Raw genomic sequence first — 18,732 nt, 5'->3', positions numbered from 1 at the left:
AAGTGGTAATTAGAAGAGGCGATATTTTTTACGCGGATTTAAGACCCGTGGTAGGAAGTGAACAGGGCGGAATTCGTCCTGTATTAATTATACAAAATGATATTGGGAACAAACATAGCCCTACAGTAATCTGTGCAGCTATAACATCTAAGATGAACAAAGCCAAACTACCGACACATATTGAAATCGATTCCTCATCCTACGAGATTGTGCGTGACTCTGTAATTTTGCTGGAACAGCTGCGGACCATCGATAAGCGGCGGTTAAAAGAAAAAATCTGTCACCTGCGCCCTGACCTTTTGCGTCAGGTGGATTATGCCCTGAAAATCAGCCTGGAACTCACTACATAATCCAGGTCTGGGAGCGAAAGAGTATCTCTGGAAGCTTGACGAATTCTCGATTCAGTGTTATATTTTTTTAGGATAACATATAGAAGGAGAGAACGAAAGCATGTCAGGACATTCAAAGTTCGCAAATATTAAGCATAAAAAAGAAAAAAATGATGCTAAAAAGGGCAAGATTTTTACAATTATCGGTCGTGAAATTGTAATTGCGGTAAAAGAAGGCGGACCGGATCCGGCAAATAACAGTAGGCTGCGGGACGTTATTGCGAAGGCAAAAGCCAATAATATGCCGAATGATACCATTGACCGAGGTATAAAGAAGGCTGCCGGAGATGCAAACGCAGACAGTTATGAGTACATTACTTATGAAGGATATGGCCCGAGTGGAATCGCAATTATTGTAGAAACCCTGACAGATAATAAGAACCGTACAGCTGCGGATGTCAGAAATGCTTTTACAAAAGGACAGGGAAGCATTGGAACACCTGGATGCGTGTCTTTCATGTTTGATAAAAAGGGACAGATTATTGTGGATAAAGAGGAAACCACACTGGATGGCGATGACCTGATGATGATGGCACTGGATGCGGGTGCAGAGGACTTTTCAGACGAGGAAGACTGTTATCAGATTGTAACAGATCCGGACGACTTTTCTGTTGTGCGGGAAGCGCTTGAAAAAGAAGGTGTTCCGATGGCAGAGGCTGATGTAACCATGATTCCTCAGACCTATGTGGAAGTCACGGATGAGACAGCCTTGAAAAATCTTCAGAAAACTCTGGATTTACTCGATGAGAATGACGATGTTCAATATGTATATACAAACTTGGATGAATAAATAAGGTTTTTTTACACATACTTCATGAAAAAGGAGTATGTGAGTATGGAAGAACAGACTGAAAGCAAGAGTGAGAATCTTGTTACAACGAAAAATAATATATATCTTTTATCAATTATAGGTGAAGTAGAAGGGCATGAGGCGTTAGGTGAGCGGGCAAAAGCTACCAAATATGAACATATACTTCCGAACCTGGCCAGAGCCGAGGACGATAATCAGATAGACGGCATGTTGATTCTGCTGAATACTGTGGGCGGAGACGTGGAAGCGGGTCTGGCTATCGCTGAAATGATTTCCTCTATGAGCAAACCCACGGTTTCTCTGGTACTTGGCGGTGGACACTCCATCGGCGTTCCGCTGGCGGTTTCGGCAGATTATTCATTTATTGTACCCAGCGGTACGATGGTCATACATCCGGTCCGTCAAAGCGGAATGTTCATAGGAGTGGCTCAGTCATATCGAAATATGGAGAAGACACAGGATCGTATCACTGAATTCATAGCAGAACATTCACAGATTTCCAAAAGCCGGGTGGAAGAATTGATGCTGGATACCAGTATGCTGGTCAAGGATGTGGGAACTATGCTGGATGGCCGTGAAGCCGTTAAAGAGGGCCTGATCAATGAGGTTGGCGGTATCTCCGATGCTTTGGCAAAGCTGCATATGATGATAGAAGAGAAAGAATAAGTGGACGGGCATCTGCCGTAGTTACTGCGGAGGATGCCTTTTCACAAATTACATAGATAAGGAAGATTACGTTATGTCTGTCTGGCAGGCTCTTTTATTAGGACTGGTACAGGGAATTACCGAATTCCTTCCGGTCAGCAGTTCAGGGCATTTTATTTTTCTGAGTCATGTGCTTGGACTGCATGTGGACAATAGCATTTTATTTAGGGTAGTACTTCATACAGGTACACTTTTTTCGGCGATTTTTATTTTCAGAGCGGATATTAAACGTCTTTTTTGGGAAATGATTCATATTATTCAGGACGTTATAAGCAACCTTAAGGTATGGTTTCATAACAAAAAATATCAGAAGGATGAGCGTTATCGTAAGCTGCTCTCAACAAATTACCGTAAATTTTCCGTACTTATCGTGATATCTGCGATTCCTACCGGAGTTATAGGATACCTGCTTCGGGATATAGCAGAAGAAGCTTCTGGAAACCTGCTGGCACCGGCTATCGGACTTTTCATTACAGCAATTCTTTTACTTGTAACGGAATATGCCTCTGCCAAATCCGAAAAATCACCGCGGGATACTAAGTATTCAGATGCCGCAATTATTGGGGTATTCCAGGGACTTTCGGTCTTCCCGGGGCTCTCCCGGGCAGGTTCCACTTTATCTGCTTGTTTTTTATGTGGATTCAGCAGGAAATATGCAGTCAAATATTCCTATATTATTTCAATCCCTGCGATTATCGGATCGATGATGGTAGAACTTGGAGGTGCGAAACTAAATGCCTCACCGGCAGATGTGGGAAAATATATTCTGGCTATGGCAATATCCGCAATTACAGGATACTTCAGTATTCGTTTCATTTTAAAAGTTTTAAGTCAAAAGAGGCTGCGGTATTTTTCTGCCTATTGTATGATTATCGGCATTGCAGCAATTATATTACATTTTTCAACACAAGCATAGACCGTTACAGTTACGCATCGTCAGCTGTACTGGTAAATCAGGGGAGGAGATTTCGGCATGGCGCAGACCGGAAAAAAGAAAGGGTCGAAACCGAAAACATCATCAAAAAAAAATACCAGAACTTCAGCTAAAGGAAGGAGACGGGGAAAATCGGGTAAGGCAGCCGACAACAAAATCCGCCTTGATATTATTGAATTGTCAATTCTGGCAGCATGTGTTTTACTTATTCTGGCCAATTTCGGCCTCGGAGGAGTCGTCGGCGGAGCAGTCAGTTCTTTTTTCTTCGGTTTACTGGGAACCTTTTCCTATGCATTTCCCATACTCCTTTTTCTGGGAACTGCTTTTTATCTTGTGAATCGGGATAATTCACTCATCAGACGGAAGCTTTTAGGATGGGTGGCTTTTTGCTGGCTCTTTTGTGGCTTTCTGCAGCTTCTGACCATCGGATATGAAAAGGGTGCTGCAATTTCAGACTATTATACGGACAGCGCTTCGAACAGGCTTGGCGGAGGAGTGCTTGGCGGACTTCTGGTTAAAGTTCTGGGATTCGCATTTGGCTCCATTGGTGCATACGTGGTATTAATTGCAGGAATGATTATTGCGGCAATTGTAGCAACTCAGAAACCATTACTGGATCGTGCTCAGAAGTCGGGTTATAAGGCTTTATCAAGTGCGAAAGAATATCACACGAAAGCTTCTGAAACCAGAAGAATTCAAAAGGATGAAAGGCAGGAGAAGCGCAGGCAGGAATTGGAAGAGCATCAAAAGGCAGACCGGGATATAAGGATGGAAAAAGCATCCAGATCGGAATCCTTTACACAGACTGTAATACCAGATCTTGTAATCACCCGGAATGATGAACCGCAAGCGGAGACACAGGAAACAGTAATACCGGAAAAAATAAAGAAAAGCTCAAATGCGACAGAAACACAGACAGTGTCGGAAGCACCTGTGAATGATAATGTCCATAACGCCAGATCTTCCAAAGCAGAGATTGCATCCGGCATTCAGGATATTCAGACAGAAATTACCGGTCATTCCGAAAAGCGGCATACCGAATACAAGTTTCCGCCCATTTCCCTATTAAAACGCGGGAAGGGCGGAAAGCTCGGAGATTCCGATGCCCACTTAAGGGCCACGGCCAATAAACTGCAGCAGACACTGGATAGCTTCGGAGTCAATGTAACTGTTACGAATGTAAGCTGTGGGCCGACAGTAACCAGATATGAGCTGCAGCCGGAGCAGGGTGTAAAGGTCAGCAGAATTGTGAATCTGACGGATGATATCAAGTTGAATCTGGCTGCAGCCGATATCCGGATTGAGGCTCCCATACCGGGAAAGGCTGCTGTCGGAATTGAAGTTCCGAATGCAACGAACAGTCCGGTCATGCTCAGGGATCTTCTGGATACGGATGAATTTAAAAAGTATCCATCCAGTCTTGCATTTGCCGCGGGCAAGGATATTGCCGGAAAACCTGTAATTACTGATATTGCCAAGATGCCTCATCTTCTGATTGCCGGGGCAACCGGTTCCGGGAAGTCGGTCTGCATTAATACGTTGATTATGAGTATACTCTATAAGGCCAAACCTGAAGACGTAAAATTAATCATGATAGATCCAAAGGTCGTAGAGCTGTCCGTGTATAACGGGATTCCCCATCTGTTCATACCTGTGGTCACAGACCCGAAAAAGGCAGCGGGTGCGTTGAACTGGGCTGTTTCAGAGATGACAGATCGGTATAATAAGTTTGCCGAATATAATGTTCGTGACCTCAAGGGATATAACGCCAAAATAGAAAAACTTGCGGACACAGGAGATGATAAATACAGTAAACTTCCACAGATTGTAATTATTGTGGATGAGCTTGCGGACCTGATGATGGTTGCACCGGGTGAAGTAGAAGATGCCATATGCCGGCTGGCTCAGCTTGCAAGGGCTGCAGGGCTGCATCTGATTATCGCAACGCAGCGGCCTTCTGTAAATGTCATCACCGGTCTTATCAAAGCCAATATGCCGTCCAGGATTGCCTTTTCAGTTTCGTCAGGTGTCGATTCCAGAACGATTCTTGATATGAACGGAGCTGAAAAGCTTCTTGGCAAGGGAGATATGCTTTTCTATCCCCAGGGATATCAGAAGCCTGCCAGGTTACAGGGAGCTTTTGTTTCAGACAAAGAAGTAGCTGATGTCGTCAAGTATCTGTCCAGTAATTCCGAAGGGGCGGATAACTATGACAGCGAAATCCAGAAGCAGATTGAAAATACCAGCCTGAATTCTGATTCAGGAAAACCCGGGGAAAGTGATGACAGAGATCATTATTTTGCGGAGGCCGGTAAATTCATCATAGAAAAGGACAAAGCATCGATCGGTATGCTCCAAAGAGTCTTTAAAATAGGATTTAACCGGGCAGCCCGTATTATGGATCAGCTCAGCGAAGCAGGTGTGGTGGGACCGGAAGAAGGTACAAAACCCCGAAAAGTACTGATGAGTATGGAGCAATTTGAGAATTATCTGGAGGGCTGATAGGATTATGAAATGCTTAAAATGCGGTGCTCCGATAGAAAAAGACAAGTTGTTCTGCAGTAAATGTGGTACAGAGGTGCAATTGGTTCCTGACTTCTACAGTTCGGAAACAGTTCGATATGCAAGGAAGCGGCAAGAACGGGAGCAGGAGTGGCGTCAAAGAGAAGAAGAAGCAATACTTGAAAAGGAGTACAGATCCAGAAGACGAAGGAAGCGGATAGGAATAGTTCTTTTTGTGGCATTGGTTTTATTCGCGGCGGCTTTTACATATGTTGCTTATTCTGGTATTAAAAATCTCCATTCCTATGATTATCAGATAAGCAGGGCGAAGACTATGTACACAGATGAGGAATTTGACAAAGCACTTTCTTATGCCGGGCAGGCAATTTCTCTTCGGCCCGAAAGTCTGGATGCAAGAAACCTCCGGGCACAGATTTATATAGAAAGAGGGGACACTGCTCAGGCTTTAGAAGAATTGGAAGGGGTTATTGCAGATGCTCCTGATAATTCGGATGCTTATGGTATCCTGATTGGTTTTTATGAAATACAAAGTAAAACAGATGAAATAAAAGAATTGCTTGATTCCTGTAAGAGTGATAAGATAAAAGAGATGTATTCCGACTATATCTGTGACACTCCATCTTTCAGTATAGCCCAGGGAACTTATAAAGAATCCAGGGAACTGGTATTGAGAGGCGCAAAAGAAGGGGATACGATATACTATACTACCGACGGCACCGAACCAGACAAGATGAGCAGCCTTTACAGTGGTGCAATTATTCTGAAAGAAGGGACGGTGACTGTTAAAACAATAGCCGTCAACGAAAAAGGAATTCAAAGCGAGGTGGCCGGCAATACCTATACCATAGTAGTTGCCCCTCCTGATCCGCCTCGAATAACACCGTCATCCGGATCTTATACGACCGATATGGCAGATACACATATATACGTTATCGTTCCGGATGGGTGTAAAGCATATTATTCCTTTGATAAGCCGGCAACCAATAAAGATAATTTATATGAAGGACCAGTTGATATGCCGGAGGGTCAGCACATTTTCTATGCGATTCTTGTAGATCAGGCAGGCAGGAGCAGCCTTTTGGGATCTGCAACGTATATTCTGACGCCCCAGGAACAAAATTAGTCTTAAAGAAGTGATTCTAATTTATTTGAAACAAAAATCAGAATTAACAGGCACTTTTATCAACGCTTGTTAAGATATTAGTACTAGGAGGATATTATGTATAAGATTTTAAAAGCTGAACAACTTGCAGCGAACATATACCTTATGGACGTGGAAGCACCTCGTGTTGCAAAACACTGCCTGCCGGGTCAGTTCGTAATTGTAAAGATGGACGAGGTTGGCGAACGTATACCGCTTACCATCTGTGACTATGATTCTGAAAAGGGAAGTGTAACCATCGTATTCCAGCCAATTGGAGCTTCTACGACAAAGATGAAGGATCTGAAGGCGGGGGACTACTTTGAAGATTTTGTAGGACCGCTGGGCCGCCCATCAGAATTTACGGAGATGGATATTGAAGAACTGAAAAAGAAACATATTGTATTCGTAGCCGGAGGCGTTGGAACCGCACCTGTATATCCACAGTTGAAATGGCTTCATGAGCGTGGAATTACCGCAGATGCCATTGTGGGTGCTAAGACCAAAGACCTGATTATTCTGGAAGATAAATTAAAGGAAGTTTCCAATCTGTATCTGACTACGGATGATGGATCTTATATAAGAAAAGGAATGGGTACAGATGTGCTTCGCGATCTGGTTGAAAAAGAAGGCAAACACTATGATGTCTGTGTTGCTATCGGGCCGATGATCATGATGAAGTTTGTCTGTCTGCTGACCAAAGAGCTTAATATTCCTACGATTGTCAGTATGAACCCGATCATGGTAGATGGTACGGGTATGTGCGGCGCCTGCCGTCTGCTTGTGGACGGAGAAGTTAAATTTGCCTGTGTGGACGGTCCTGAATTCGACGGACACAAGGTGGATTTCGATCTGGCGATGAAACGCCAGCAGATGTATAAATCGGATGAGGGCCGGGCATTATTGAAAGAGCAGGAAGGTGATACACATCACGGCGGATGTGGACTGTGTGGAGGTGACAAGTAATGGCAGATGTATTAAGAAAAGTACCGGTAAGAGAACAGGATCCCAAGGTCCGTGCTGCAAATTTTGAAGAGGTTTGCTTAGGGTATGATGAAGAAGAAGCAAGAGAAGAGGCAACACGATGCATCAATTGCAAGAATGCAAAGTGTATTGCAGGGTGTCCGGTCTCCATCAATATTCCTGCATTTATAAAAGAGACAAAAGAAGGAAATATTGAAAAAGCATATCAGATTATCAGCGAATCCAGTGCCCTTCCGGCAGTTTGCGGACGTGTGTGTCCGCAGGAAAGCCAGTGTGAGGGAAGATGCATCCGGGGCATCAAAGGTGAGCCGGTTTCCATCGGAAAGCTGGAACGTTTTGTGGCTGACTGGGCGAGAGAGCATAATATCAAGCCGACACCTGCCACAGAAAAGAATGGACATAAGGTGGCAGTCATCGGTTCCGGCCCTGCTGGCCTTACCTGTGCAGGCGATCTTGCAAAGCTTGGCTATGATGTGACAATTTTTGAGGCTCTTCATAAGGAGGGTGGTGTTCTGGTATATGGTATTCCGGAGTTCCGTCTTCCCAAAGAAAAAGTAGTAGCTGCAGAAGTTGAAAATGTGAAATCCCTGGGTGTTAAGATTGAAACGAATGTAATTATCGGTAAATCTGTAACAATTGATGAACTGATGCAGGAGGAAGGATTTGAAGCCGTATTCATTGGTTCCGGAGCCGGTCTTCCGATGTTTATGGGAATTCCGGGGGAACAGGCCAATGGCGTATTCTCTGCGAACGAGTATCTGACCAGAAACAATCTGATGAAGGCATTTCGCAGTGATTATGATACACCGATTGCAATGGGTAAGAAGGTTGCTGTTGTAGGCGGCGGTAATGTTGCAATGGATGCTGCCAGAACAGCCCTGAGACTGGGAGCGGAGGTTCATATTATCTACCGTCGTTCTGAAGCCGAGCTTCCTGCCAGAGTGGAAGAAGTCCACCATGCAAAAGAAGAAGGGGTTATCTTCGATCTACTTTCGAATCCTGTGGAAATTCTAACAGATGATAAGGATTGGGTGACAGGAATCCGCTGCATCCGTATGGAGCTTGGAGAACCGGATGCATCCGGCAGAAGACGTCCGGTAGAAGTACCCGGATCAGAATTTGAAATTGAAGTGGATACGGTTATCATGTCCCTCGGAACATCTCCAAACCCATTGATTTCCTCCACTACAATCGGCCTGGATATAAACAGAAGAAAATGTATCATTGCTGATGAAGAATATGGACAGACTTCTAAAGAAGGGGTATTCGCCGGCGGAGATGCTGTGACAGGAGCTGCGACAGTAATTCTCGCTATGGGTGCCGGAAAAGCCGGAGCTAAGGGGATTCATAAATTCCTGTCCGAAAAATATAAAAGGGGATAACAGGATGGTACATCATATTGTTATGTGGAATTTCAAACCGGAAATAACAGAAGACCGGAAAGCCAAATTAAAGGTGAATATGGAAAAGAATCTGAAAGCCCTGACAGATGTTGTACCAGGACTTCTGACGGTTGATTTTATTACGGCTCCTATCCCTTCAAGTACGCATGATATAGCGCTTATAACTACGCTTGAAAAGAAGGAGGATATTGCAGTTTATGCAAATCATCCGGCCCATGTAAAAGTTGCGGATACTTATGTAAGGCCATATGTCTGTGACCGTTGTTGTCTGGATTTTGAATAAGAAAACCGCTGCTATGTCTGAATATTGTTGCTGCCTGCAAGAATATTCAGGCATATTTGGTTTTTGAAAATGGAGTCATGTATGAAGATTACTATTCTGGCAGTGGGAAAAATAAAGGAAAAGTATTTAAGGGATGGAATTAGCGAGTATACAAAACGGCTCAGCAGATACTGTAAACTGGAGCTTGTTGAAGTTTCTGACGAAAAAACACCGGACAAATTATCAGAGACCTTGAATACACAAATCAGGAGAACAGAGGGAAACCGTTTGTTCAGATATATACGTGAAGATGACTATGTCATTTCCCTGGATATCGATGGTGCAATGCCGGACTCAGTGGAACTATCACATCAGATAGAAGCTCTTGGGGTCCAGGGCATCAGCCATATTATTTTCTTAATCGGGGGTTCTCTGGGATTATCGGATGAAATCAGGGAGCGGGCAGACTTTTCTTTAAGTTTCTCTAAGATGACATTTCCTCATCAATTAATGCGCATGATTCTTCTGGAGCAGATTTACCGGAGTTACCGGATTATGCATCATGAACCGTATCATAAATAACGGCGCAGCCTTTATTTTGGAGGGAACCTATGAATTTCATACAAAATATAGATGTTTCAATTGTTTTATGGATACAAAATACGCTTCGAAGTGATTCTATGACTACTTTCTGGAGTCTGATAACCTGTTTGGGTAATGGAGGGGCATTCTGGATTGTTTCGGCTGTATTTTTACTATGCTTTAAAAAGACAAGACCTGTTGGCATTACGGCACTGGTATCACTTATGCTCTGCAACCTTGCTACAAATCTTATCCTCAAAGAACTGTTTGCCAGACCCAGACCGTTTCAGTACACTGACGCAGTGATTCCGCTGATAAAAAATCCAGGAGACTACTCCTTCCCTTCGGGACATACCAGTGCCTCTTTTTCCTGTGCATTTATTTATTACCGCATGCTTCCTGAAAAGTATGGAATTCCCTCGATACTTCTTGCATCCATGATTGCTTTTTCCAGAATATATCTGGGGGTTCATTACCCGACTGATATTTTAGGGGGAATCTTAGTGGCCTGCATAGGCAGCAGAGCCGCATGGCAGGCAACACACACAGCAGCTGATGCTGACAAAAAGGAGTAAAACTATGACAGTACAAGAGATTGAATCATTTATCACTCAGTTTCCGATTTATCAATATGCCTTTATAGATACCGGCGACCTGGAGTTTTCAGATAAAGTACGTACCATCTGTAAAAAAGAATGTCCAAGATACGGCAGTTCCTGGTCCTGCCCTCCTGCAGTCGGCACTGTGGAAAAGTGCAGGCAGAAGTGTCTTTCTTATGACCGGGCTCTGTTCTTTTCTTCTGTATCAGATGTGAAAGACATATCAGATATGAAGGAGACCTTAAAAACCCAGGAAGATCATGAAAAGATGACAACAATCATAGAGAAATACCTGAAGGATCATTCCATGCTGGTATATACACTTTCCACAGAATCCTGTTCCCTGTGTGAAAAGTGTACGTATCCGAAAAGCCCATGCTGCCATCAGGATAAGATGCACCCCTGTATTGAAAGCCATGGAATCGTGGTACCCAACCTGATTGAACGTAATATGATGGATTATTACCTTGGCGACAGGCTTGTACTGTGGTTTTCTCTGATTTTCTTCAAAGAGTCATAATGCGGGGATTTCCTACATATAGTATTCAATAAGACCAGTGTCCTGTATGAATCTATTTTACAGTACACGGGGTTTGGGAGCCTTTGCCTGTGAAAAAAAAACCAACTGATATCGGCTCATCCTGGCTTAGCCGGATGCAAATTCCAACAGATCTGGCTTATCAGGAATCTGTTATCACGTTTTGGGGAAAACGTGAAGTATGCATAGAAAATTACCGCCATATTCTGGAATACAGATGTGGAAGGATTGTACTCTTGCTGAAAAACGGAAAACTGTGCATCAATGGTTCAAATCTTAATATCACACACTACAGCAGAGAGGAAATGAAAATTTCCGGACAGATACATGAGATAACTTTCGAAATTTAAAGAGGAGGAGGTTTCATGAATCAGCTGATTCGGTATTGTAAGGGATATCTGAAACTACGGCTCACCGGCCGTATGCCGGAGCGGTTCTTAAATCTCTGCGCTGCAAATCAGATTATTATTTGGAATCTGCTATATGATGATAAGAACAGCTATCTGCTGACCATGTCCATACAGGATTTTCGTAAGATTCAGCCACTGTGCCGTAAGACCGGCTGTACGCTTCATATCGTGGAAAAGCATGGATTGCCCTTCTTTTTTTATAATAACAGAAAAAGGAAGGGGTTTTTTATTGGATTTCTACTGTTTGTAGGATTGTTATATCTGCTGTCATGCTTTATCTGGAACATCCACATTGATGGCAATCATGCCAACAGCACGTTTACAATTCTTACATTTCTGGAACAAAAAGGCATTCATCATGGAATCTGGAAAAATGATGTTGTCTGTCAGGATATTTCAGCGGAAGTACGGCAGGCATTCCCGAACATCACCTGGGTGTCCACAAAGATAGAAGGAACTCGCCTCCTTGTTGAAATCAAAGAAAATGTGGACGGATATAAAGTAAAAGAATCAGAACAAAAGGGGGCAAATCCCTGCAACCTAACAGCTGCCAAAGCCGGGGAGGTTGTAAAAATTATAACCAGGAGCGGAATTCCAAAAGTAACCGAAGGAACCGTATGTGAGAAAGGCGAAATTCTCGTGAGCGGAGAGATACCAATCATCAATGATGCAGGGGAAACAATCCGTTATGATTATGTACATGCCGACAGTGATATCTTCCTGAAAACGCAATATTACTATTATAAGGAATTTAAAAGGAAGTATACCCATCGGGAATATGCAGAGGAAGTTAAAACATATCCTTTTTTAGAAGTGGGTGATTACAGGCTGGATTTAAAGCTTCCGAAAAAAAGAAATGTTCCGGCTGTCTCCTATGAGAACCGGCATCAGTTATTTTTGACAGAAAGCTTTGCATTGCCCATCTATTACGGAACCACAACCAGCCGGACATACCGTGAACAGGAACAGATTTATACGGAAGAGGAGTGCCGGGATATCTCCGGAAAACAACTCCGCCAATATCAGGATGAACTGGAAAAAATGGGGGTTCAAATATCTGAAAATAATGTTAAAATAAAGATTACAGATACGAAATGTATCGCAAAGGGTGAGTTAATAGTTATTGAACAGGCAGCAGAGGAGACTCCCTGTGAAATACAGGAGGTATCGCCCGGAAAGGAACATTCATTGGATGAGCAATAGCATAATAGAAAGCCGGATGGAATTTCCGGCTCAGCATGAAAAAAATATTTTCGGACAATTTGATGAACACATAAAAGCATTGGAGAGGGCTTTAAATGTATCACTTATTTCCAGAGACGGCCAACTCAAAATTATCGGGCCGGAATCAAATGTAAACAGGGCTGCAGCGTGTTTAAAGCAGCTGATTGAATTATCCACCAGAGGGAATGACATCACAACGCAGGATGTGAACTATATTCTTTCCCTGTCTATGGAGCATAAGGAAGCCGCCATGGTGGAACTGGACGGCGACCTGATCTGCCATACCATAAACGGCAGACCTGTGAAGCCCAAAACGCTGGGGCAGAAAAAATATGTGGATCAGATTCGCAAGAAAATGATCGTGTTTGGCATAGGCCCTGCCGGTACCGGTAAGACCTATCTGGCCATGGCCATGGCAATTACGGCTTTTCGCAACGATGAAGTCAGCCGGATTATTCTGACTCGTCCGGCCATAGAGGCCGGGGAGAATCTGGGTTTTCTTCCCGGTGATCTCCAATCTAAAGTAGATCCCTATTTACGGCCCCTGTATGATGCCCTGTATCAGATCATGGGAGCGGAAAGCTTTCAGAAGAATATGGAAAAGGGCCTGATTGAAGTGGCGCCTCTTGCATATATGCGGGGGCGTACACTGGATAACGCATTTATTATTCTGGATGAGGCACAGAATACAACACCCGCCCAGATGAAGATGTTTCTGACCCGGATAGGTTTTGGATCCAAGGTCATTGTTACAGGGGATGCTACCCAAAAGGATTTGCCGATGCACGTAAAATCAGGACTGGATGTGGCAGCTCAGGTATTGAGGCATGTGGAAGGAATTTCATTCTGTGAATTGACCAGCAAGGATGTTGTCCGCCATCCGCTGGTTCAGCAGATTGTACAGGCATATGAGACGTTTGAGAAAAAACATAAGGTTTCACCGGGCGATTTCCCCCAGAACCGGAAGAATAACAAAAGGAGGCGGTCATGACACTGCAGTTGGAGGATGAACAGGCACAGAAACTGCCCTTTGATTATGAAGAGTTGGCAAAGCAAGTCATTGATCAGGTCTTGGGTATGGAGGAGTGTCCTTATGAATCCGAAGTATCACTGACATTGACAGACAATACAAAGATTCGTCAGCTCAACAGAGAATTTCGAAAGATAGACAAGCCTACGGATGTTCTGTCATTTCCACTGGTGGATTTTCAGAAGCCGGCAGATTATGATTTATTGGAAAGTGACGGATGGGAGGTATATTTTAACCCTGAGTCTGGAGAGCTGATGCTGGGAGATATTGTAATCTCCATAGAAAGAGCCAGTGAACAGGCCCGGGAGTATGGGCACAGCCTGAAACGGGAATATGCATTTCTGATTGCTCACAGCATGCTGCATTTACTTGGTTATGATCATATGATTTCAGAAGAGGCGGCTGTTATGGAGCAAAAACAGGCTGCGGTGTTGAAGAAATTAAACATCACCAGGGAAGGGGAATAACTTTGAAAAGAAAAAGTCATTGGAAAGGACTGCTGTTTGCCGGATGTATGGCTGTACTTATTGCAGGCTGCGGAAAAAAAGCAGATACAACAGATCAACCTTTGCCGACTCCGGAAGCGACAGTGGAAGCAACTCCTACACCCGAAGAAGAGAGCATTCAGGAATCTGCACAGGGAGAAAAAAAAGAGCTTCCGGAGGGTATGGTACGCAGTTATCTCACCGGAGAGCCTGTACCAGAGGCAGTGGGGAAAAGACGTCCTGCGGCGATTATGCTGAACAATATCAAAGCTGCCTGCCCCCAATTCGGCATCAGTCATGCCGGAGTCATCTATGAGGCACCTGTAGAGGGTGGTATTACCCGGCTCATGGGTATCTTTGAGGATTATGATAATCTGAAAAAGATAGGATCGGTCAGAAGCTGCAGAGATTACTTTATCTTTTATGCCTCCGGATTTGATGCAATCTACTGCCATTATGGACAGTCTGTCTATGCGGTTCCCTATCTGGAAGAGCCGGAGGTGGATAATTTAAGTGGTCTGGAAGGTTATGGGAGCCAGGTTTATTATCGAACCTCTGACCGGAAGCCGCCTCACAATGCGTATACCAGTTTTGAAGGAATACAAAAGGGAATTGAAATCAATAACTATTCCCAGGAATATGCCCCAAACTACCAAAGCTCTTATCTTTTTGCCGATGATCAGCATCCGGTTACGCTGGAAGATGGTATTACTGCCAATAAAGTAACACCGGGAGGCTATCAATATAACACGCCCTGGTTTTCCTATAATCGGGAGACAGGTCTTTATGATCGCTTTCAATTTGGGGAATCCCAGATTGATGAAGAAACCGGTACCGGGCTTTCTGTGAAGAACATCATTCTTCAGAATTCCGGCTGGAAGAAGTATGATGAAAATGGTTATCTGAATATCGATGTAAACACATCCGGAACAGGAACTTATATTACCGGAGGTAAAGCCATTGCTATTACCTGGGATAAAAAAGATCCCTGGGGGCCAACTTATTATTATGATTCCAATGGAAACCAGATCGTGATGAATCAGGGAAAGACCTGGGTTTGTATTATACTTGATACTTCAGCTGACAACACTGTAATTGAATAAAAATTCTTTTCCAGGAGATACTATGGATAAATATGGAATTCACAAAGGAGCGAATAATATGAAAAAATTATCTTATGGTATCTCCTGGATCTGCATTGTACTGCTGCTTTGTATGGCTTACTACGGAAGCTATGAACTGGGTCAGAAAAAACAGAAGGAACAATTACAGACAGAACACATTCAAAATGAGACCCGGGAGGTCAACAGTGACGGCAAGAATGCATATGTTCTAAAAGAAAAAAATGGTGAGGTGCAGGTATATCAATCCGATGGAAAGACCTTGTATGAATCCACAGGTATTCCGGTTTCCGCTCTTCCACAGGAAATGCAGGAGGAGATTACAAATGGAAAATCCATCAAGGACAGTGCCTCTTTATACAGTTTTCTGGAAAATTACTCCAGCTAAGCACCCACACTTATGGACAAGCTGTCCTTCCATGCTTTATGACAAAGAGACTGTCTTAAACGGGCGGTCTTTTTTTATACCAAAGTATGCTTTGTATAAACAGCTTGCGAAGTATGCCCGGACATTGTAAAATAGAGTAATACAAGATTAAAAGGTCTTGCGTTTCATGCTTATATGAAAAAGCAAGATTTTAGGACCACAAAACATGAGAAAGCAGGTATCAGAAATTGAATCTACGTGACGGACTGAAAGATAAAAAGCGTATTGTAATAAAAATAGGCTCATCCTCCCTGACACATCCTGAAACAGGCTCTTTGGATCTGATTAAGCTTGAGATACTGGTAAGAGAAATCAGTGATCTCAGGAATCAGGGGAAAGAAGTGGTTCTGGTTTCCTCAGGAGCCATCATGGTCGGCAGAAGGGCGCTGGGTTTTTTGAACAAACCACAGAAGCTCTCTGAGAAGCAGGCATGCGCTTCTGTCGGACAGGCCAGGCTGATGATGATTTATCAGAAGCTGTTTATGGAATACAATCAGATTGCCGGTCAGATTCTTATGACAAAGAATACGATGCTCAACGATCTGAACCGCATGAATGCGAGAAATACTTTTCAGGAACTGTTGGCTATGGGTGTTATTCCAATCGTAAATGAAAACGATACCATTGCAACCTTTGAAATTGAATTCGGAGACAACGATACACTCTCAGCCGTGGTAGCCGCTCTGATTGATGCGGATCTGCTGATTCTTCTGTCAGATATCGACGGCTTATTCACTGACGATCCCCATACCAATCCGGGTGCGGAATTTATCGATGTTGTGGAGTCCATAGACGCTCACCTGCTGTCCATGGGAAAAGAGAGTACCGGAACTAACGTCGGAACCGGTGGAATGGCTACAAAGCTGACGGCTGCCGAAGTCGCAACAGGAGCCGGCGCCGATATGGTGATTGCCAATGGAGAGGATTTTCATGTCATACATAAAATTATGCAGGGAAGAAAACACGGAACCTTATTTCTATCCAATAAGAAAGATGAATTTTACCTGATTGATTTTCTGGATAAATTAAAATGATACCAGGGTCAAAAGGTCATGTGTTTCATGCTTGCATGAAAAAGTATGGCTTTGGGACCCTTACATCTTAAAATATCAGTAAGGGAGTATTAAAACAGTGAATATAGAACGCATCAATGAACTGGCAAGAAAAGCAAAGACGGAGGGACTGACTCCGGAAGAAAAATCCGAACAGCAAAGACTCAGAAAAGAATATATTGAAGCTGTTAAGATGAATCTTCGTTCTCAGCTGGATAACATCAATATTCAGGAAACGGACGGATCCATTACAAATCTGGGAGAGAAATATGGAAAGAAAGAAAAGCATTAGAAAACGGATATTTCAATTAAGAGAAGGAGTCCCCCAATCAGAAATACAGGAGAGCAGCAGGGAAATTATGCACCAGATCACAGGACTTAGTCTGTGGCAGAAGGCTTCCTGTATTTATGCATACATGGACTTCAATAAGGAGGTTATGACCCGGGAGCTTATTGAAACCGCCTGGACACAGGGGAAAAGGGTTGCAGTTCCAAGAGTACAAGGTAAAGAGATGCACTTTTATTTTATAACAGAATTTAACCAGTGCGAACCTGGAGTTTTTGGAATTGCCGAACCGAAAGAAGGGCTGCCGGAGGCAGACTGTGAGGATGCACTGATTATCGTTCCCGGTGTTGCTTTTGACTGTGACAGGCACAGAATCGGATACGGCGGCGGCTATTATGACAGGTATTTAAGTGTACATAAGAACCACCCTACGGCAGCAGCAGCATTTTCCTGGCAGGTTTTGGAGAATATTCCATGCGAGCCTACAGATATCCGTCCGGATTGTCTTATAACAGAACAAAACATTTACAAATAACAGGTATAAAAAAGAAAGGAAGTCTGCATATGAATCTGGGAATCATAGGGCAAAGAGCAAAGGATGCAGAACCGGATTTAAGAAAACTCGGTTCAGAACAGAAAAACAGGGTACTCGCTGCATGTGCCAAGGCATTGGTAAAAGAGTCAGAGGCCATACTGGCCGCCAATACTGCGGATATGAATGATGCAAAGGAGAAGGGGATGCCGCTTCCTCTTCAGGACCGCCTTTTATTAACTCCTGCACGTATAGAGGGAATGGCAGAGGGTTTGCGTCAGCTTGTGGCCCTGGAAGATCCGATTGGAGAAGTTTTGGGTATGAAAAAACGTCCAAATGGCCTCCTGATTGGTCAGAAGCGCGTACCTCTGGGTGTCGTTGGGATTATCTATGAAGCACGGCCCAATGTGACCGCAGATGCTTTCGGCCTCTGCTTTAAGACAGGTAATGTAGTGATTTTAAAGGGTGGCAGCGATGCAATCCACTCCAATACCGCAATCGTAGAAATCTTAAGAGAAGCAATCAAAGAAGAAGGTCTTCCGGAAGATGCCGTACAGTTAATAGAAGACACCTCCCGTGAGACTGCAACCCGGTTTATGAAAATGAACCAGTATGTGGATGTACTGATTCCAAGAGGCGGTGCCGGACTTATAAAATCGGTGGTGGAAAACAGTACAATTCCTGTTATTGAAACAGGCACCGGAAATTGTCATATCTACGTGGATGAGTCTGCGGATCTTAATATGGCAAAGGCAATTATCATCAATGCAAAGACCCAGCGTGTCGGTGTCTGCAATGCCTGTGAGTCTCTGGTAATTCATGAAAATATTCTGGAGGAATTTCTTCCTGAACTGTCGGAGGCACTTGCGGAGTATCATGTGGAAATACGGGCGGACAGTGAGGCACTTCCTTATGTAAAGAACGGGATTCCTGCTTCCGAGGAAGATTGGGGCAGAGAGTATCAGGACTACATTATCTCCATCAGGACTGTAAAGGATGTGGATTCTGCTATCGCCCATATCAACAAGTATAACACGAAGCACTCTGAATCCATCATTACATCTGATTACTTTCATGCACAGAAATTCTTAGATGAGATTGATGCTGCTGCAGTTTATGTCAATGCCTCTACCCGTTTTACGGACGGCTTTGAGTTTGGGTTCGGAGCAGAGATCGGTATCAGTACCCAGAAACTACATGCCAGAGGCCCTATGGGTTTAAAAGCACTTACAACAACCAAGTATATTATCTATGGAGACGGACAGGTTCGTCCATAGTCATAAAGGTAACAGTT

Annotated in this window: 22 protein-coding genes; all 22 read left to right on the top strand. The window is 43.7% G+C overall.

Annotated features, from left to right (window positions below):
* Window positions 1–2: 2 nt before the first annotated feature.
* The 22 genes from KNL20_RS07630 (at window position 3) to KNL20_RS07525 (ending at window position 18,715) form a co-directional block, all read left to right on the top strand.
* Window positions 3–350: a type II toxin-antitoxin system PemK/MazF family toxin gene (locus KNL20_RS07630; protein ID WP_230399993.1), complete on the top strand. Its 348-nt coding sequence runs from the start codon at window positions 3–5 to the stop codon at window positions 348–350.
* 100 nt (window positions 351–450) lie between these two features.
* Window positions 451–1,179, top strand: coding sequence for a YebC/PmpR family DNA-binding transcriptional regulator (locus tag KNL20_RS07625; RefSeq protein ID WP_230399992.1), 729 nt, complete (start codon window positions 451–453; stop codon window positions 1,177–1,179).
* 45 nt (window positions 1,180–1,224) lie between these two features.
* Entirely contained in the window at window positions 1,225–1,866 is a 642-nt protein-coding gene (locus KNL20_RS07620; RefSeq protein ID WP_230399991.1) for a ClpP family protease, read from the top strand.
* 73 nt (window positions 1,867–1,939) lie between these two features.
* A complete protein-coding gene (locus KNL20_RS07615; protein ID WP_230399990.1) occupies window positions 1,940–2,821 on the top strand; it encodes an undecaprenyl-diphosphate phosphatase in 882 nt (293 codons plus the stop codon).
* 57 nt (window positions 2,822–2,878) lie between these two features.
* Window positions 2,879–5,341 carry a DNA translocase FtsK gene (locus KNL20_RS07610; RefSeq protein WP_230399989.1) on the top strand — a complete coding sequence of 821 codons (2,463 nt, stop codon included), beginning with the start codon at window positions 2,879–2,881 and terminating at the stop codon, window positions 5,339–5,341.
* A gap of 7 nt (window positions 5,342–5,348) precedes the next feature.
* Complete coding sequence (locus KNL20_RS07605; protein ID WP_230399988.1) at window positions 5,349–6,485, top strand: chitobiase/beta-hexosaminidase C-terminal domain-containing protein; 1,137 nt, start codon at window positions 5,349–5,351, stop codon at window positions 6,483–6,485.
* 96 nt (window positions 6,486–6,581) lie between these two features.
* Window positions 6,582–7,469 (top strand): sulfide/dihydroorotate dehydrogenase-like FAD/NAD-binding protein, encoded by an 888-nt coding sequence (locus KNL20_RS07600; RefSeq protein ID WP_230399987.1) that lies wholly within the window; start codon window positions 6,582–6,584, stop codon window positions 7,467–7,469.
* Entirely contained in the window at window positions 7,469–8,869 is a 1,401-nt protein-coding gene (gene gltA, locus KNL20_RS07595; protein ID WP_230399986.1) for an NADPH-dependent glutamate synthase, read from the top strand. The genes KNL20_RS07600 and gltA overlap by 1 nt, the downstream gene beginning before the upstream one ends.
* Before the next feature lie 4 nt (window positions 8,870–8,873).
* Entirely contained in the window at window positions 8,874–9,173 is a 300-nt protein-coding gene (locus KNL20_RS07590; protein WP_230399985.1) for a Dabb family protein, read from the top strand.
* Window positions 9,174–9,254: 81 nt separating this feature from the next.
* A complete protein-coding gene (gene rlmH / locus KNL20_RS07585) occupies window positions 9,255–9,734 on the top strand; it encodes a 23S rRNA (pseudouridine(1915)-N(3))-methyltransferase RlmH (RefSeq protein WP_230399984.1) in 480 nt (159 codons plus the stop codon).
* A 29-nt stretch (window positions 9,735–9,763) separates the two neighbouring features.
* Window positions 9,764–10,309, top strand: a complete 546-nt coding sequence (locus KNL20_RS07580) for a phosphatase PAP2 family protein (RefSeq protein ID WP_230399983.1) — start codon at window positions 9,764–9,766, stop codon at window positions 10,307–10,309.
* Window positions 10,310–10,313: 4 nt separating this feature from the next.
* Window positions 10,314–10,853, top strand: a complete 540-nt coding sequence (locus KNL20_RS07575; RefSeq protein WP_230399982.1) for a DUF2284 domain-containing protein — start codon at window positions 10,314–10,316, stop codon at window positions 10,851–10,853.
* An 89-nt stretch (window positions 10,854–10,942) separates the two neighbouring features.
* Window positions 10,943–11,221 (top strand): YabP/YqfC family sporulation protein, encoded by a 279-nt coding sequence (locus KNL20_RS07570; RefSeq protein ID WP_230399981.1) that lies wholly within the window; start codon window positions 10,943–10,945, stop codon window positions 11,219–11,221.
* A gap of 15 nt (window positions 11,222–11,236) precedes the next feature.
* Entirely contained in the window at window positions 11,237–12,484 is a 1,248-nt protein-coding gene (locus tag KNL20_RS07565; protein WP_230399980.1) for a sporulation protein YqfD, read from the top strand.
* Complete coding sequence (locus tag KNL20_RS07560; protein WP_230399979.1) at window positions 12,474–13,496, top strand: PhoH family protein; 1,023 nt, start codon at window positions 12,474–12,476, stop codon at window positions 13,494–13,496. The genes KNL20_RS07565 and KNL20_RS07560 overlap by 11 nt, the downstream gene beginning before the upstream one ends.
* Window positions 13,493–14,002 (top strand): rRNA maturation RNase YbeY, encoded by a 510-nt coding sequence (gene ybeY, locus KNL20_RS07555; RefSeq protein WP_230399978.1) that lies wholly within the window; start codon window positions 13,493–13,495, stop codon window positions 14,000–14,002. Before KNL20_RS07560 ends, ybeY begins: the two co-directional genes overlap by 4 nt.
* A 2-nt stretch (window positions 14,003–14,004) precedes the next feature.
* Window positions 14,005–15,123 (top strand): DUF3048 domain-containing protein, encoded by a 1,119-nt coding sequence (locus KNL20_RS07550; RefSeq protein WP_230399977.1) that lies wholly within the window; start codon window positions 14,005–14,007, stop codon window positions 15,121–15,123.
* 58 nt (window positions 15,124–15,181) lie between these two features.
* Window positions 15,182–15,529: a hypothetical protein gene (locus tag KNL20_RS07545; RefSeq protein ID WP_230399976.1), complete on the top strand. Its 348-nt coding sequence runs from the start codon at window positions 15,182–15,184 to the stop codon at window positions 15,527–15,529.
* Window positions 15,530–15,756: 227 nt separating this feature from the next.
* On the top strand, window positions 15,757–16,602 hold the full coding sequence (proB, locus tag KNL20_RS07540; RefSeq protein ID WP_230399975.1) for a glutamate 5-kinase: 846 nt from the start codon (window positions 15,757–15,759) through the stop codon (window positions 16,600–16,602).
* An 88-nt stretch (window positions 16,603–16,690) separates the two neighbouring features.
* Complete coding sequence (locus KNL20_RS07535) at window positions 16,691–16,912, top strand: DUF896 domain-containing protein (protein ID WP_230400069.1); 222 nt, start codon at window positions 16,691–16,693, stop codon at window positions 16,910–16,912.
* A complete protein-coding gene (locus KNL20_RS07530) occupies window positions 16,890–17,441 on the top strand; it encodes a 5-formyltetrahydrofolate cyclo-ligase (RefSeq protein ID WP_230399974.1) in 552 nt (183 codons plus the stop codon). The genes KNL20_RS07535 and KNL20_RS07530 overlap by 23 nt, the downstream gene beginning before the upstream one ends.
* A gap of 29 nt (window positions 17,442–17,470) precedes the next feature.
* The gene (locus tag KNL20_RS07525) at window positions 17,471–18,715 is read left to right on the top strand and encodes a glutamate-5-semialdehyde dehydrogenase (protein ID WP_230399973.1); all 1,245 of its coding nucleotides are present in this window, start codon (window positions 17,471–17,473) and stop codon (window positions 18,713–18,715) included.
* Window positions 18,716–18,732 lie beyond the last annotated feature (17 nt).

The sequence above is a fragment of the Novisyntrophococcus fermenticellae genome, assembly GCF_018866245.1.
Taxonomy (GTDB): domain Bacteria; phylum Bacillota; class Clostridia; order Lachnospirales; family Lachnospiraceae; genus Novisyntrophococcus; species Novisyntrophococcus fermenticellae.
This window is presented reverse-complemented; position numbering and strand designations above follow the sequence as displayed.